The sequence below is a fragment of the Secundilactobacillus collinoides DSM 20515 = JCM 1123 genome (assembly GCF_001435975.1).
In the GTDB taxonomy this organism is placed as follows: Bacteria; Bacillota; Bacilli; order Lactobacillales; family Lactobacillaceae; genus Secundilactobacillus; species Secundilactobacillus collinoides.
Window position 1 is genome coordinate 63,961 of sequence record NZ_AYYR01000117.1, and the last position, 15,576, is coordinate 79,536.

The window sequence follows — 15,576 nt, forward strand, 5'->3', positions numbered from 1 at the left end:
AAACTTATGAAGAAAATTTGGATTAGCATTGTCGGGGTCGTTGTCGTTATTGGACTTATTTTTCTAGGATTTACACAATTAAATAAATCAACTGCCAGCAGTAGTTCTAGCAAAAAAACAATCACTATTGGGACAACTGGAACTAGTTTTCCGACTTCTTATAAAAAGGGTAATAAGTTAGTTGGGTTTGACGTTGACTTGATCAACAAGGCTGCAAAAGATTTAGGGTACAAAACCAAGTGGGTTACGGGCGAGTATGATGGACTGCTTGAGGATCTTGATCAAAGTAAGGTTGATACTGTTGCTAACGATGTTGCCATCACGCCTGAACGGGAACAAAAATACACATTCAGTACACCATACAACATTGAAGAAACAGCGATTGCTGTTAACAAAGATTCTTCATATAAAACAATTCATGATTTGGATGGAAAAACGGTATCCACTGGGGCTGCATCCAACAACACTGACAATTTAAAGAAATATGATCCAAAAATTAAACTGAAGACGTTTGACGCTCGTGATGAATTCTATGAAGCTTTGTTGGCTGGCCATGTTGATGGGACAGTTGATACACGGAATAACTTGAATGCCATCATTAAAGCCAAAGGTTATAACTGGCGAGTTGTTAGTGGGACAGCTGCAACCGTTAAAATTGCTTTGCCATTTTTGAAGAATGCTCATGGTAAGAAGTTGAACAAGGCATTCAGTAAGGAAATTACAAAGTTGAAGAACAATGGTACTGTCAGCAAGCTATCAGAAAAGTACTTTGGCTACGATGTAACTAAGGCTGAAAAATAAGGGATGACATTATGACTAATAGCGAGGGATTAGAAACTCAAAGCAAACAAGAATATGGTGAGCAATGGCAGAAGTGGCATACAAAGCGCGAAGATGCTTTAAAAGCGCCTTATGGCTGGCTATCATTGCGCAGCATCGATTGGCTCGAAGATGGTAAAACAATTCAGCTCAACGGTTTTCCTGGTTCCTGGGCGCAGGATGGTAACACGGTCACGTATTATCCCGAAGCCAATAAAAAGGTGACGAATCGCGGGAAAGTTCTTGCTGAACCAAAAGTTATTGAGGTGGACAACAAGGAGGATGTTAACGTAGAAGATTTCTATTTTGACGGTGTGCGGGCACAACTCATTAAACGTCTGGGATCAACAAAGAAATTCGCAGTACGCCAACGAGATCCGAATTCAAAATTTCGGGCTGAGTTTGCAGGATTACCGTATTTTTCCCCAGATGAAAACTGGGTTCTCCCAGCAAAGTACGTGCCACTTGATAAGTGGAAAGATGTCAAAACGGCGGCCGTGTTGTCTGAATTATCACATAACGAAACACAAATTGGTGATTTGATTTTTGAACATGATGGTCATGAATATGATTTCGTTGTCTTTCAAGGCCATAACGATGATTCAGGCCTGACCGCTAAAGATCCAAAGACAGGTGAAACACGTTATTTAAACAATCGTCAACATCGCGAAAACGTTGGTTTGATTTTGTTTAAAGATAAAACCAATGGTAAAGACACATATGGCGGTGGGCGACGACTTAAAATTGATATTTCTGAACCAGAACAATTTGATCATATTGATTTTAATACTGCCGCTAATTATCCGTGTGCGTTGAGCTACTTTTGTACCTGCCCATTTCCACCTGAGCAAAACACGCTTCCATTTAGAGTCACTGTGGGTGAGAAAACACCAAATGTTTATTAGAATTGATTGGTCATTATCTAAACTATAATGATAGATGAGATTCAAATGAAATAGGAACGAGAATAGGACAAGAGACAACTTTGCTTCCATAATATAAAAAGACTCCAGCTAAAAACCATCAAGGTTTTGGTTGGGGTCTCTTTATGTTATGGAATTCATGGTTTGTTGCACGTTTAGGTTAGATAAATCGGAAGCATTAAAGCTACAAGTTTAGCACGTTAATGCGTAATATTGATCTCTGCTCCAGCTTCATTTTGGGGTCTGATTGTTATTGTTGGAGTTCATCCAATATCCGAATCGCATTACGTTCAAAGTAGGTCATTCCTACCTTGATCATTGCATCATCCGCTTTGAAATAAGGATTATGTGCACTGATTTTTTCGCCGTTTCCGATGTTTGCATACACACCAGGAATTTTCTCTTGATAACAAGCGAAGTCGTCACTACCCAACCGTTGTTCCTGTTCGTAAACTGTCGCAAATTTACTGGATTCATCACGGACAATTGCAGCTAACTTGGCATCGTTATTGACTGAGGGATCACCATCATACCAATCAATGTTGGCAGTGACCTGATGGGCTTTTGCGGTGTAGTTGACAACGTCGAAAAAGCGGGCTTTGATCAATTTGCGCATCTGCTTGCTTGCGGTGCGAACGGTGCCTTCAAAAAAGGCAGTGTCAGGTAAAATGTTCCAAGTATTACCCGCGGAAACGTGGGTGATACTTAACACACCCGCTTGAAACGCATCTAGATTTCGACTTGCAATGCTTTGGAGCGCATTAATTTCGGCACCTAAAGCAACTATCGTATCCTGTCCCTTGTCAGGTGTGGACGCGTGTGTGCCAACACCTTGAAGCGTCACCTTAAACTTATCAATTGCGCCATTTGTGATGCCTGCCCGGATGCCAATTTGGTCAACGCCGTGGTTGGGGGTGTTGTGAAAGCCCAAAATAGCGTCAACACCATCGATTTGCCCATCGTTGATCACTTGCAGGGCGCCTTCTTTGTCTTCCTCAGACAACTGGAATATGAGTTTCACGCGACCTTTCAACGCCGGTTCATGTTGCTTTAATAGGTAAGCAGCTCCTAGTAGAGAGGCAATATGTGTGTCATGGCCACACGCGTGCATAATGCCATCAATTTTGGAACTAAAGGCGACACCGGATTTTTCTTGAATCGGGAGCGCATCAATGTCTGCTCTAAGGGCAACCGTTGGGCCTGTAGAATTTCCAATTTCTGCAAACACTCCAGTTGCTAATCGAGTAGGCAAAATGGTAATTCCCCAGTCGGTGAGGATTTTGGAGATTGTTTTTGTCGTGTTAAATTCATGATCAGCCAATTCTGGATGTTCATGGAAATAGTGACGATAGGAAATGAGTCGTTTTTCTAATGCATCATTTGATAATACTGTCATGCATCAAGCCTCCAACAATTAGAAGTGAATTTCATGCTCGGTTGGTCGATTCTCTAGAAAGGCGAGGGTGTCGTCAAGAGACTCAACAACCATGTTTCTAACGGCATGATCAGTGAAAAAACCAATGTGCGGGGTCAACAACAGATTAGGTATTTGTTTTAATTCGTTATAAAGCGGCACCGGCGTTTCTTTATCAAATTTTTGATTAAAGACTTGGGTTTCGTCTTCAACAACATCAAGGCCGCCACCAGCAAATTGATGATTTAAAAGTGCGTCACGGAAAGCAACCGTATCAATGACGGGTCCGCGGGAATCATTAATGAAGAAGGCACTTGGTTTGAGTTTTGCAAATTCTTCTTTTCCCACTAAGTGATGATTCTCTTCGCTGTAATAAACATGAACCGTCACAATATCTGCGGTTCGATAGATTTCATCCTTTGTTGTGTATCTCAGAATACCCTTTAAATCATCCCGAGGGTCAGTAATATCGTTTCCTAGAACAGTGGCTCCTAAAGCATGGAAAATGCGTGCTACTGCGCTGCCAATTCGACCAACACCAATAATGCCAATTGTCAGTTCAGAGAGTTCTCGTGACCGTAAACCGTCAACGACGTAGTTATTATCTTGAAAACGAGCTCGAAATTCAGGGATGTGGCGAATTAATTGCATGGCTTGGGTCAATACCAATTCAGCAACTGCTCGTGGTGAGTAGGAGGGCACGTTAGACACACGAAGACCATATTTTTTGGCCCAATCTAGGTTAAGCGTATCAATACCAGCGGAACGAGCAGATAGCTGGGTGATACCGTAGTCATGCAACTTTTTATATAAGTCTGGTTTGTCTGTAATCACGCTGCGCTGTTTAAAATCAACACCGTCATAACCCTTTGCGAGAGCAACTGTATCATCATGCAGTTCTTCCGTCACACTGTCGACTTGGATATGGTGTTCCTTCACCCATTCATCAATAAAGGGTTGTTCATCGTCACGGACATGGTAGGCCAGAATTTTTGTCATCATTATTTCTCCAATCAAATTGTAAAATATAATCTAATAATATTTTAATCCTTTTTTCATCCAAGTGTGCGATTTCACGAAATAAAAACGTCCAAATTTAGGGTACTAAACCGGACGTTTTATAGCTGTTTTGTATTGTTAACCAGATGGGTTAGCGGTCATTCTGTCCATTTGCGGGTATCAGGACCGGCTGGCAATACGTGTGCAAAATCGTGAACATCAATACTGCCTTGGATAAAATGCTGTTTGATAGCAGTGAAATCAGTGTTGTTTTTGAAAGCTGGTAATGCGTAACATTGCTTTGCGTACCGCCAAAGGTTTGGAAAATCTTCAAGCCGTTGTTGGTTCAATTTGTTTTGAAAATAGAAAACTAGATCAAAACGGATGAGTCGTGCGAACAGGAGTAAATCAGAAATCGTGACCGAATCACCAAGTAAGAAATCTCGATGTGCTAAGAGCGTGTCAAATTCCGATAACTGGTCAAAAAATTGCGTTGACAATTTGTCGTATTCAGATTGACTCGTTACATCGCCAATAGTATTAATGACATTAGACAGATTATCAATAATTTTTTGATCATACCCGAGTATTTCTGCCTGTTTGTCTTCTGGAAAAACATCAGGAGCGTCAGCTGTTTCATAAGCTTTCCAAGTAGTGGCCAGTTCTGTCAAGAGAATGCCAGAGTCGTTGTTAACGGCCTTACCAGACTTTATATCGACAAGCGTGGGCACAGCAGCTCGATCATTAAAGGTCGGGTCAGCATTCCGACAAAGATTGGAAAGTCGATTCGTTTTTAAAATTGGGTCCTCATCTGAGTCCTTTTTGCCAAAAAACCAGTCATTGTCGACACCTGAATGCCGTAATGGAAATACTGGGCTCTTGCCAATCACAGTATTCAGGCCTAGCAGATCGATCAACATTGAAACGGGGGTAGCCCATGGACAGAAGGGTCCCCAAACTAGGGTATAGCGATTTGGTTCAACCGGCAGTTCACCGGTTGAAAAACGTTTATTGTAGTTGTTTTTCTTGTTAGCTGCTGGTTGCCACGCGCAGGCAGCAGCTTGGGTTGATTCACTCATTAACGTAACTTCCTTTTAAATGATTGTGTTTTTTACAATTAACTGTGAGAAGCATCCATGCCGGAGAAGTATTTCTTTGATAATTTGCTGAGCGTACCATCTTTTCTGAGTTCAACGACAGCTTTATTGAATTTCTTTTGCAGTGCTTTACCATGTGAGTCTTTGGCAAAAGTAAAGGCAATATTTTCGTTGGCGTATGACCCTTTCAGCAACTTAAGCGGTAAGTTTTTTTGCTTGATGATGGCTGCAATAATGGTTCCAGAATTGGAGTAACCATCAGTTTTACCATCAATTACTGAGTTCAGGACAGTATCCCGATCATCATAGGTTTTAACCTTGATTTTAGGGTTAAATTTCTTGAGCGCAGTAATTTGATTTGAACCCGCCGTTTCTGCAATTGTTTTGCCACTGAGCTGATTGATGTTAGTGAGCTTTGAATTCTTTCGAACGGTTACCTGATACTTAAAGTACGCATATGGCTTAGAAAAGTAGAATTGTTTCTCACGTTCAGGTGTAATGGCAGTTGTGCTGGCAATTAAATCAGCTTTACCGCTTGTTACTTGCCCGAATAAACCATCAAAACTAGTAGTAGTGAATTTAACTTTATAACCAAGTTTCTTGGCCGCCGCTTTGGCAACGTCGACATCAAACCCGGTCAACTTTCCCTTGGATTTGTAGGAGCTTGGGTAGCTGACACCAGTTGTTGCGACAGTTACCGTTTTTTGACTGTTGGTTGACGCTTTTTTGGAACTAGAAGTTGATGAACAGCCTGCGAGGATTAACCCTAAGCTAAACACGAGCACTAATGATCCAATTAATTTGTTTTTCTTCATATTGAACCCCTAAATAATAGTAATTTTTTTGTTGTGTGAGTCGGCAAGACCTAAGGCTATTGTTGAAGGTAGTGATACATTGCCTGAATGGTTATTTGTGAGACGCATCCATGCCGGAGAAGTACTGCTTTGAAATTTTGACAATTTTACCCTGTTTTTGCAGCTTGTTGATTGCTTTACTGAATTTCTTCGCTAACTTTTTACCAGCAGCGTTTTTCTCAAAGGCAAAACCGACCTTTTGAGACTCAAAGCGTCCTTTAAGAATCTTAAGTGACAGATGTTTTTGTTTAATAGTTGAAGCTAAAATTGCACTGGAATGGCAATACCCATCAACTTGTCCTGTTGTAACGGCGTTAATAGCGGAATCACGATCATCAAAGGTCCGTAATTTAATCTTAGGATTTAAGGCTTTGATTGCCTCAATCTGGTTCGAACCTGTAACGACTGCAAGTGTTTTTCCGCTAAGTTGGTTAATGTTTGTCAGCTTTGATTTTTTACTAACAGCAATCGCATAGGTAAAGTAGCCGTATGGTTTACTGAAGTAGTATTGTTTTTCACGCTGCGGTGTGATGGAAACCATATTAGCGACCGCGTCTACTTTACCGCTTGATAGTTGTCCAAAGAGACCGTCAAAGCTAGTGGTCTTAAATTTGGCAGTATACCCAAGCTGTTTGGCCGCTGCTTTTGCAATATCGACATCGTATCCCTTTAGTTTTCCATTTGATTTATAGGAGGTTGGAAAGCTGACCCCCGTTGTGGCAAAAGTAACGGTCTTTTGAGTGCTGGTACTTGAAGATTTGCTGCTGGAACTCGATGAGCAGCCAGCTAATACAAATACTAGGCTAAGTAAAACGACTACTGATCCGATTAATCTATTCTTCTTCAATTTGAACAATCCTTTATAAGTTATTTGCTTCAGCTAAAACATCGTCGATCTTTTCTGAAATACTGCCCAAATCTTTTGAAGGGTCAGTCCAGTCAGTTAACTGGTCACGCGTGAAGTTCTGTTTAACATCGGGTTGTTCATATAGCACATCCAAGAAATTTTCGTGCTGTTCAATAGCTTCCATGGCAGTGTTATAGACAAGTTCATGGGCAGATTGTTTGCCAATAACCGTCCCTAGATTAAACATGATGTGTTCTGCAAAAGGCAAACCGTTTTGCAGATTAACATTGCGTAGCATCTGGTCGGCATTGACCTGAAAGTCTTTTATAATCGTGGCGGCCAAAGTTAACTGTGTATCTAAGTAGTTGGTGAGTTCCGGTAAGGCTACCCATTCATTTCGCCAATGCATAGAATCACGTTCAGAATCAATAATCATGGTTTCTAACATCAGGTCAGCATCTTTAATAATGGGTTGAGTGAGCGCTGCTAGACTTTCAATCAGGGCTGGATTTCGTTTTTGAGGCATCGTTGAGGAACCGATTTCACCCTTTTTGAAGGGCTCGTGGATCTCATCGACTTCGGTCTTCATCAGGTTGAACAACTCATGACCAATTTTGCCAAGGGTTCCTGAATAGATTCCGATAACCGTCGCAAACTCAGCAAGACGGTCACGTGATGATTGCCAAGAAATAGTTGGGACATCTAAGTCTAAATCGTTGAGCACTTTCTTCTCAATTTCCGGTCCCTTTGGGCCAAATGCGGCATAGGTGCCGATGGCGCCATTAATGTTGCCAACAAAAGTGTGGCGATCGTTCAATTCAGCTAGTCGACGGTGGTCTCGAACGAGTTCATCTAACCAAACGGCTAGTTTAAACCCAAAAGTCGTTGGAATCGCTTGAATACCATGTGTTCGTCCGATTTCAATGGTGTCGCGATAACGATTTGTTTGCACTTTTAGGATATCAATCAAGGTCTTGCTGTCTTTTAATAAAATTGCATACGCTTGTTTAACTTGCAGAACTGTGCCGGTATCAACGATGTCCTGAGTTGTGACACCAAAGTGAACGTACTCGCCAGCATCTTCGCCAGCCAAAGCTTGAAGCCGGTGAACGAGCGCAATCAATGAATGCCGTTTTTCACGCGTTTCTTTAGCTAAGTCGTTGATGTCAAAATTTTCAAACTTGGCAATTGACACAATTTTGTCGGCTGCACTCTGAGGAATAACGCCTAATTGGCCCTCAATTTTGGATAGAGCGGCCTCCACTTTAATCTGACTCTTAATCTTATTTTCATCATCCCAGATTGCGCGAACTGCTGGAGTGCTGAAGTTGCCTTGAAGTAATGTTGAATCTAATACGTCGGTCAATGAAATTCCTACTCTCTATATTGTTTTAAATATGTGATCAATTGATTAATGCCTGAAGCTAGTGTCGCCGTATCGGCAACTAAACTAATTCTCAGGTAGCCTTGCCCAGCATCGCCAAATGCGCTGCCCGGCACTACCGCCACGTGTGCGTTATTTAAAAGTGATTTTGCGAAGCGTCGGTCATCCGTTATCTTTTCTGGCAATTTCAGCCAAACAAAAAAGGTACCAGAGGATTGACTAACACTGAGTTGATTTGTTTTCAAAAGTTGAATAACAGTATTGCGTCTGTCTAGATAAGTATCTCGGAGTTGTTTTCGTTCCTCAATTTGAGTTTCGAGGGCGTACTGACTGGCATCTTGAACAACGCCAAAGGTGCCGCCAACCGAATTTTGAATGTAGGCCTTGAGCAGTTTAATAATTGATGCATTACCTACTGCAAATGCGCTGCGCCAGCCGGCCATATTGAATGTTTTGGAAAGGGTGTAGATCTCAATGCCAGTTTCCTTAGCACGTTTGCTCTGCAAAAAGCTAGGAGCTTGGTGCTCAAAAGAAATATCCGCGTATGCAAAGTCGTGCACAATAGCAATATGATTATCCAAACCAAATTGAACCGCTTTATCAAAAAAGGCGTGTGTTGCGCCGGCGCCGGTTGGATTGTGCGGGTAGTTAAGAAACATCATTTGCGCCCGCTCTCGAACTGCTTGCGGAATCTTCTCAAGTTCTGGTAAATAATCGTTACGCTCTAGCAACGGCATTTGCCATTCTTCGGCGCCGCTCATTGTGATTCCGATGTGGTAACCGAAGAATGCAGGAGTTGGGGTTAAAACAACGCCGCTGGGGTCAGCAAGAGCCATTGGCAAGGCTGTTAAAGCTGCTGCAGATCCGCTAAAAACAGTGATTTCATCCTCTTCAAGTGCAACTTGATATTCGCGTTGATAAAACTGCTTAATCGTTTCCTTTAAAGCTGGTTTACCGCCATAAGGCGGATAACCGTGGTTAACCTTATTGTCTAGAGCAGTTTTTGCTTTCTCTACTACGGGAGCGAAGGTGGGCAGGTCCGGGTTTCCACGACCTAAATTCAACACCTCAATTCCAGACTTTTTTAATTGATTGATGTTGGCTTGCTGAATCGCTAAATATTTTTCACCCACGCTCTGCAGACGATGTGACGCTTTGAATTCCATCGGGTTGTAATCCTCCCTGTAGTGAATTGATCGCATCGGCGACTTCATTTTCAGTTAAGTGATCATACACAGTTTGAATTCGGACGTTATCTTTAGCGACCATGTCGCGTGCGATAGTATGAATTTCATCTGTGTTAGCAGTTAAGCCCAGATCACTTGGCTTTGTCGGTAATCCAATGCCTGTGTAAAATTGTGTGAGTTCTTTTAGATCATCAGTTTCGTGTTCGATTGCAAGTTGTACCAAAACGCCTAGGGCAACAATTTCGCCGTGTGTTTTGGTTGGGTGATGGTTAACTTTCAGATAACCATTATGAAAACTGTGAGCGGCAACACTGCGGCCACGGCTGGAAGCAAAACCGTCAACAGAAGCAGCAACCAGAAAAATTGTGTCTAGCAAATTTTTAAAGGTGTCATCATCAATTGTGTCAAGGTCTCTAATAACCAAGGTGCGTTCTTTTGAAATTTCAATGGTGCGACGAGCAATATCAAGAATGGCACCGGCCGCTTCAGGCACGTTGAGACGTCGGCGAATTTCATACCATTTTGCGAGCGTGTCGCCAATGCCTGATAGCAAATAATTTGTTGGTGAGTGCCGAAGCAGCGATGGATCTACTAAGACTAGCGTGACTGCTTGCGGATGGCGTTCGCGGCCGATGAGTTCATGTTTTGTTTCAGAATAGACCATGCTCTTTGTGGTAATTGATGCACAATTTGAGGGTACTGTGGGAATATTGATAAGGTCGATAGCCTTTACATCAGCGACATTTTTAGCGGTATCGAGCAATTGCCCGCCGCCGAGTGCTACCAAAACGTCTGAGTCAGTAATCTCAGACTCGATTCGTTCGGCTTCAGGGTACGTACAACTGCCGTTAAAAATAAGTGTCCTGTGTTTTTCAAAAAAATGGTTCGGTACATAAGCGGAAACGGCCTCAATAACGACTGAATCCGTTAAAATTACTGGATTTTTGTAATGTTTTTCAACAATAATTTCATCTAACTGTTTTAGAATCCCGGGTTCATTAACGTACTCCACGGGGCTTAAACGAACTGGTTGCCAAGTCATTGCTAAAACCTCCTGAATGTTTGTGATTATAGTTCTGATAAAAGACGTTTTGCGACGTAGTAGTACCAATTAACTGCAGGGGCTAGGCCGTTATCATCCAGCTTTAAATCGGAATGATGCCAGTCTGAATTGCCATTGCTACCTACAAAAGCGAATACACTAGGAATACGTTGACTAAAGAAAGCAAAGTCTTCCCCAGCGTTTGAAGGCTGTGGACGCACTAGCGTTAAATGCTTTTGTGTTTCATCCTCAACAATTTTTGTCAACTTTGCGTCATTGTTGACCACGTCAGGGCCTTCAACCCACTCGATATCAGCCTTAACGCCAAATGAAGCGGCTTGACCATTTACGATTTCGATGAATTGCTTTTTTGCGACTGCACGTGCGTCATGGTCGAAAGTTCTAACAGTTCCTTCAAACCAGGCTTTTTCTGGCAATACGTTCCAGGTGTTACCGCCATCGATATGGGTCACAGAAACAACGGCAGTTTTTTGCGGATCTTCGTTGCGGCTAACGATAGTTTGGAGTGCGTTGACCGTACTAGTGAGCGCAATAATTGGATCCTTACCAAATTGCGGCATTGCAGCGTGGGTACCAACGCCGGTGAAGGCAACGGTAAATTGATCAACAGCGGCCATTAACCCACCGGGCAGCAACCCAATTTCACCGGCTTTCAAGTCTGGTTTGTTATGAAACCCAAAAATAGCATCAATTCCGTCAGCACCACCAGCATCAACAACTTCCTGTGCGCCAACGTGAGTTTCTTCGGCAGGCTGGAAAACGAGACGAATGGTGCCTTTTAGTGTGTCCTTTTCTTCAGCAAGTAATTCTGCAGCGCCGAGCAGGGAAGCCATGTGGAAATCGTGGCCACAAGCATGCATAACGCCATCGTTTTCAGAAGCAAACGGTAATCCAGTAGTTTCTTTAATTGGGAGTGCATCAATATCTGATCGAAGGGCGACCACTGGATGACCAGATCCGATTTCAGCGATGACACCGGTGTTTAGACCTTCTGGTGTGATGATTCGATAACCGAGTGTTTCGAGTCGATCTGCAATGTACTTCGTTGTCTCGAATTCGTGATCTGATACCTCTGGATGCTGGTGAAGATAGTGACGTGTTTCAATGACACTTTGATTAATGCTGGTGGCAGTTTTTGCCATGAGTTAAGCTTCCTTTCTAATAGTCGGATGTGACAATGAGTTAACAAATGAACTGATTCGACCTGGACGAGTGCCCGAAAGCAGGTCATCTGCTGGGCCTTGGTCTAAGATTGCGCCATCTTCAATAAACACCGCACGATCAGCGATTTGGCGTGCAAATTCCATTTCATGAGTGACAAGAATCATTGTGACATGTTTACTTGCTAAGTTTGCAATTGTTCTCAAGACACTTTCCACTAGTTCAGGATCGAGTGCCGAAGTGGGTTCATCTAGCAGGATGACCCGTGGATGAACAGCAACTGCGCGCGCAATTGAGACCCGTTGTTGTTGCCCGCCTGACAGTGTCACAGGATATTGTTCCGCAACACCACTGAGCCCGACTTGCTCTAAAACGTTTAGGGCTGTTTCCTCGGCTTCTTTCTTGTTAGCAAGACCGTTAAAAATCAGAGGTTTTGCCACGTTATCTTTAACTGTCATATTTTTAAAAAGGTTGAATTGTTGAAAGACCATTGCAGAATTTTGACGCAGGTCACGAATTGTTTTTTTATGGAGATCACCAGCGTTTGCTGTGATTTCACCAACTTTTACGCTGCCTTCGCTTGGTAATTGCAGCAGGTTAAGGGTTCGTAATAGTGTTGTCTTGCCTGAACCGCTCGGACCAACAAATGCGGTTACTGAGCCTTCTTCTGCGGATAAGTTAATGTGTTTCAAGACTTGCTTCTGGCCGATTTTCACTGACAGGTTCTTTACTTCGATTAATGACATTAGCGGTCCTCCTATATGGTTTTTGCAGTGCGTTTTCAAGTAAGTGTTGCAACCAAGTGTAAACAACAATCAAGATCCAATAGATGATTCCAACAGCAAGGTAAGTTTCAAAGTATTTGAAGGATTCTCCGGCAATCATCTTCCCGTCACCGAACAGTTCGGTAAGGCCAAGTGTAAAGGCCAGCGAGGTTTCTTTCACAAGACTGACAAAGGTGTTCCCAGTAGCTGGGAGTGCGTTAATTGTCGCTTGAGGCAGGACAACATTTAGAAATAGTTTTGAACGACTAATGTTCAACGATTGACCAGCTTCAATCTGACCTTTATCAACTGAGTTGACGGCAGCTCTAAATATTTCGGCTAGATAGGATGCTTGTTTGAATCCTAGGCCAAACACGACAGCGGCGAAAGCTGATAGGCCGCGCAATGCTGGAAAAATTTGCGGCAAGCCGTAGAAAATAATAAACAACTGTACCAAGGTCGGCATGCCACGAAATAGTGAAATGTAGAGGTGAGCAAATCCTCTGAAGGGCGCTACCGGTGACAATTGAAGTGAGGTTAGAAAACCCCCGATAAAAATGGCTAATATCATAGAAAGTACAGCCATCAGTATTGTAATTGGAACATAAGCAGGTAATTGTGTAAAAAGGCTAAAAAAGTAATGCCAGTCAAAATTCATTTTGTTCACCTCTCGTTTAAAATCGTTTGCGGCAGAATCTTTTTAAGATAAACATCTTCAATCTGATGTGTGCGATGTTCATCAAAAATTGAAATGAGATATGCAGTTTGATGATCCTGAAACTTTCGAACGATATCAATTGTTTGAAAACCAATCGAATGGTAAAAATCTTGCAGCCAAGGATGTTCAACTGCGGTCCCTAGACTAACGGCTGGTGCATGCAATTCATCTTTGACAAAGTGGGTGATTACTTGAGTAATAATTTGTTTTGCAAAGCCTTGATGTTGATACAGCGGGTTTGTAGCTACCCAGCCGATATGCGGTAAGGTAAACGGTCCTGGATTATCGGACCACGGTAACCGCACGGATGCGGTGGCTGCAATTTTGCCATCGTCAGTTTGAAGGACAAAGGTTGGCGTATTTAAGATGTGGTCACGCACTTGAGCTTCCGTAATGGTCGAAGCACCGAAATGAATGCCTAAATTAACGTCTGCGGCGTAAGCATTATGCAAAAGTTGTGTTAGCTCAGCTGCGCTAGAGAGATCTGTGAGTTTTTTGAAGTGCAATCTAAATACCTCCTATAATTTAAAAGTGAATCAATTTCCTTCAATTGAGTTTTGGGCTTGCTAAGAAGTTGGATGATATTGGAAGCAAGATCACCCAGCCCAATGACAAGCTTTTTCTCTAAGTCAGTTTCCTCAAGCGGATTAAGTGGCGACCCCTTTGGATTGATGACTGTAAAGTAAGAAGTATTCTCGCCTTGAATGACCTCTAATTTAACTGGCCGAGCACTTTTATCCTCATTTGGTAAATCGTGTTGCCGAGAAAATTTAGGTAAAACAGTTTCAAATTTAGAATCGATTCGGCGATTGTCTAGATCCTGTGTTGAGATATCGCCATTTTCTAAAACCCGCCAGGCGATATATTCGATTGAGAACTTGCCTTCCTGACCAGTGAGCGGATGCGTTTTAGTTAATGCTTTGTCACCATTTTCCGGGTAGTGAAAGATAAGTTTTGTCACATTGGAAATTCTGATACCAGCTTCGTATGCTTGGCGTGTTGCATCATAGCCGGAGATTGCAGCAGAGCAAAAAGAATTTTGTTTGAACCAAATCCCCGGGGTCTCAATTTGAGCAGGTGACAGCCAAGACTTACCCCAGTTGGATGCCGTTATTTCAATTCCAGCAATCGTTTTAAGCCAACCGTTATGGTTATTGAATGGGTCTGTATTTGCAGTTAACCCGCTTTCGGTCAGCTGATAAGCAGCAACGGCGTTTCGGACAGCTAATCCAGCCTGTGAAGGTTTCACATCACTGCCTTCTTGGAACATCATCCCAGAAGCTTGGCTAGCCGCAAAAGACAAAAAAGTGATGAATTTATCTTCAGGAAGCTTTTTGTAAACGCCAATAGCAGCTGCGGCGGCAATCGTTCCAATGGTGCCAGTTGAATGCCAGCCATTTAACGCATGTGCTGGATGAATGGCTTGACCGATGTGCCCTGCAAGTTCAACGCCTTGAATGAATGCCGCGAGAAGTGACTGAATTTTATCTGTCGGGTGACTGACTGCTAGTAAAGCGGAAAAAATGACGACGCTGGGATGACCGCGAAAATTTGCTTGAACGTCATCAAAATCTAAGTAATGGGCTGTGAACCCGTTTAATAAGGCCGCCTGTTCTACCGGTAAATTTCCCTTTTGACCAATAATCAGGTATTGGTCCGGGTAATGAAGCGCTTGTTTTAATTTTTCAACCGCAAGTTCTTTATCAGCGAGGGTTGCAGAGGCGAGATAATCTAAAAAAGATTTTCTTGCTTGTTGCTCAAGCTTTATTTCTTGAGCCCTTGGCACTCGCGCGCTTAGTAGATGTACAATTTCTTCAGTGTTTGTTTTAACCATGTGAACCCTCCTTAATTAACGCAAAAAATGCTTTCGTCCCAGTTATAGATATAAGTCTATAACTGGGACGAAAGCATCGTGGTACCACCCAGATTCGTGTAAGTTTGTTCTTACACCTCAACAACACAAAAACATGTTTGGGATTATATCGTATCCTCACGGGTTTTCAGCTTTCACCGGCGACCACAACTCAGAGCTCATCTTCAACCATTGTTCGGTTTCACCTTTTCACTAACGGTGATCACTTTGTACCTAATACGTGGTCTACTCTTCTCTTCAACGTTTTTTATTTGCGATTAATTGACTTTTACAATAACGATTCGATGAGTAAATGTCAACATCTTTTTAATCATGTTTTAATTGTGAGAGACGCTTATTAATTGAAAATGTTGAAACAGTAGGGCTTCATCGAAAACGATATTTTTTTAATTTTTAAATTGGGTTACTTGTCTTAAATTCCCCGATTTAAAATTGAAGTGCAACACTTGATAACTAGACCAATTAGACTAGCT

General features: G+C 42.4%; 15 protein-coding genes. 2 read left to right on the top strand and 13 right to left on the bottom strand.

The annotated features are described in order from the left end of the window. Nucleotides 1-6: 6 nt before the first annotated feature. A complete protein-coding gene (locus FC82_RS14930) occupies nucleotides 7-801 on the top strand; it encodes a transporter substrate-binding domain-containing protein (protein WP_054760251.1) in 795 nt (264 codons plus the stop codon). An 11-nt stretch (nucleotides 802-812) separates the two neighbouring features. Further along, nucleotides 813-1,724 (top strand): DUF1684 domain-containing protein, encoded by a 912-nt coding sequence (locus FC82_RS14935; protein ID WP_054760252.1) that lies wholly within the window; start codon nucleotides 813-815, stop codon nucleotides 1,722-1,724. 268 nt (nucleotides 1,725-1,992) lie between these two features. Here the strand turns inward: FC82_RS14935 and FC82_RS14940 are convergent, their stop codons facing one another. The 13 genes from FC82_RS14940 to FC82_RS15000 form a co-directional block, all read right to left on the bottom strand. Next, a complete protein-coding gene (locus tag FC82_RS14940) occupies nucleotides 1,993-3,138 on the bottom strand; it encodes an amidohydrolase (RefSeq protein WP_056997405.1) in 1,146 nt (381 codons plus the stop codon). 18 nt (nucleotides 3,139-3,156) lie between these two features. Further along, nucleotides 3,157-4,155 carry a D-2-hydroxyacid dehydrogenase gene (locus FC82_RS14945; RefSeq protein ID WP_056997406.1) on the bottom strand — a complete coding sequence of 333 codons (999 nt, stop codon included), beginning with the start codon at nucleotides 4,153-4,155 and terminating at the stop codon, nucleotides 3,157-3,159. Between the two features lie 158 nt (nucleotides 4,156-4,313). Next, entirely contained in the window at nucleotides 4,314-5,234 is a 921-nt protein-coding gene (locus FC82_RS14950) for a glutathione S-transferase C-terminal domain-containing protein (protein WP_056997407.1), read from the bottom strand. Between the two features lie 38 nt (nucleotides 5,235-5,272). Further along, the gene (locus FC82_RS14955) at nucleotides 5,273-6,067 is read right to left on the bottom strand and encodes a transporter substrate-binding domain-containing protein (protein ID WP_056997408.1); all 795 of its coding nucleotides are present in this window, start codon (nucleotides 6,065-6,067) and stop codon (nucleotides 5,273-5,275) included. A 91-nt stretch (nucleotides 6,068-6,158) separates the two neighbouring features. Next, entirely contained in the window at nucleotides 6,159-6,953 is a 795-nt protein-coding gene (locus tag FC82_RS14960; RefSeq protein ID WP_056997409.1) for a transporter substrate-binding domain-containing protein, read from the bottom strand. A 13-nt stretch (nucleotides 6,954-6,966) separates the two neighbouring features. Beyond that, nucleotides 6,967-8,319, bottom strand: a complete 1,353-nt coding sequence (purB, locus tag FC82_RS14965; RefSeq protein ID WP_054760260.1) for an adenylosuccinate lyase — start codon at nucleotides 8,317-8,319, stop codon at nucleotides 6,967-6,969. A gap of 8 nt (nucleotides 8,320-8,327) precedes the next feature. Continuing rightward, nucleotides 8,328-9,503, bottom strand: coding sequence for an aminotransferase class I/II-fold pyridoxal phosphate-dependent enzyme (locus FC82_RS14970; RefSeq protein WP_056997410.1), 1,176 nt, complete (start codon nucleotides 9,501-9,503; stop codon nucleotides 8,328-8,330). Next, nucleotides 9,463-10,566, bottom strand: a complete 1,104-nt coding sequence (locus tag FC82_RS14975; protein WP_082620399.1) for an iron-containing alcohol dehydrogenase family protein — start codon at nucleotides 10,564-10,566, stop codon at nucleotides 9,463-9,465. The genes FC82_RS14970 and FC82_RS14975 overlap by 41 nt, the downstream gene beginning before the upstream one ends. Before the next feature lie 26 nt (nucleotides 10,567-10,592). Further along, nucleotides 10,593-11,729 carry an amidohydrolase gene (locus FC82_RS14980; RefSeq protein WP_056997411.1) on the bottom strand — a complete coding sequence of 379 codons (1,137 nt, stop codon included), beginning with the start codon at nucleotides 11,727-11,729 and terminating at the stop codon, nucleotides 10,593-10,595. A 3-nt stretch (nucleotides 11,730-11,732) separates the two neighbouring features. Next, nucleotides 11,733-12,494, bottom strand: a complete 762-nt coding sequence (locus tag FC82_RS14985) for an amino acid ABC transporter ATP-binding protein (RefSeq protein WP_054760264.1) — start codon at nucleotides 12,492-12,494, stop codon at nucleotides 11,733-11,735. After that, nucleotides 12,427-13,170 carry an amino acid ABC transporter permease gene (locus FC82_RS14990; protein WP_056997412.1) on the bottom strand — a complete coding sequence of 248 codons (744 nt, stop codon included), beginning with the start codon at nucleotides 13,168-13,170 and terminating at the stop codon, nucleotides 12,427-12,429. The genes FC82_RS14985 and FC82_RS14990 overlap by 68 nt, the downstream gene beginning before the upstream one ends. A gap of 5 nt (nucleotides 13,171-13,175) precedes the next feature. Then, the gene (locus tag FC82_RS14995) at nucleotides 13,176-13,736 is read right to left on the bottom strand and encodes a GNAT family N-acetyltransferase (RefSeq protein WP_056997413.1); all 561 of its coding nucleotides are present in this window, start codon (nucleotides 13,734-13,736) and stop codon (nucleotides 13,176-13,178) included. After that, nucleotides 13,691-15,064 carry an MmgE/PrpD family protein gene (locus FC82_RS15000; protein WP_056997414.1) on the bottom strand — a complete coding sequence of 458 codons (1,374 nt, stop codon included), beginning with the start codon at nucleotides 15,062-15,064 and terminating at the stop codon, nucleotides 13,691-13,693. The genes FC82_RS14995 and FC82_RS15000 overlap by 46 nt, the downstream gene beginning before the upstream one ends. Nucleotides 15,065-15,576: the final 512 nt, after the last annotated feature.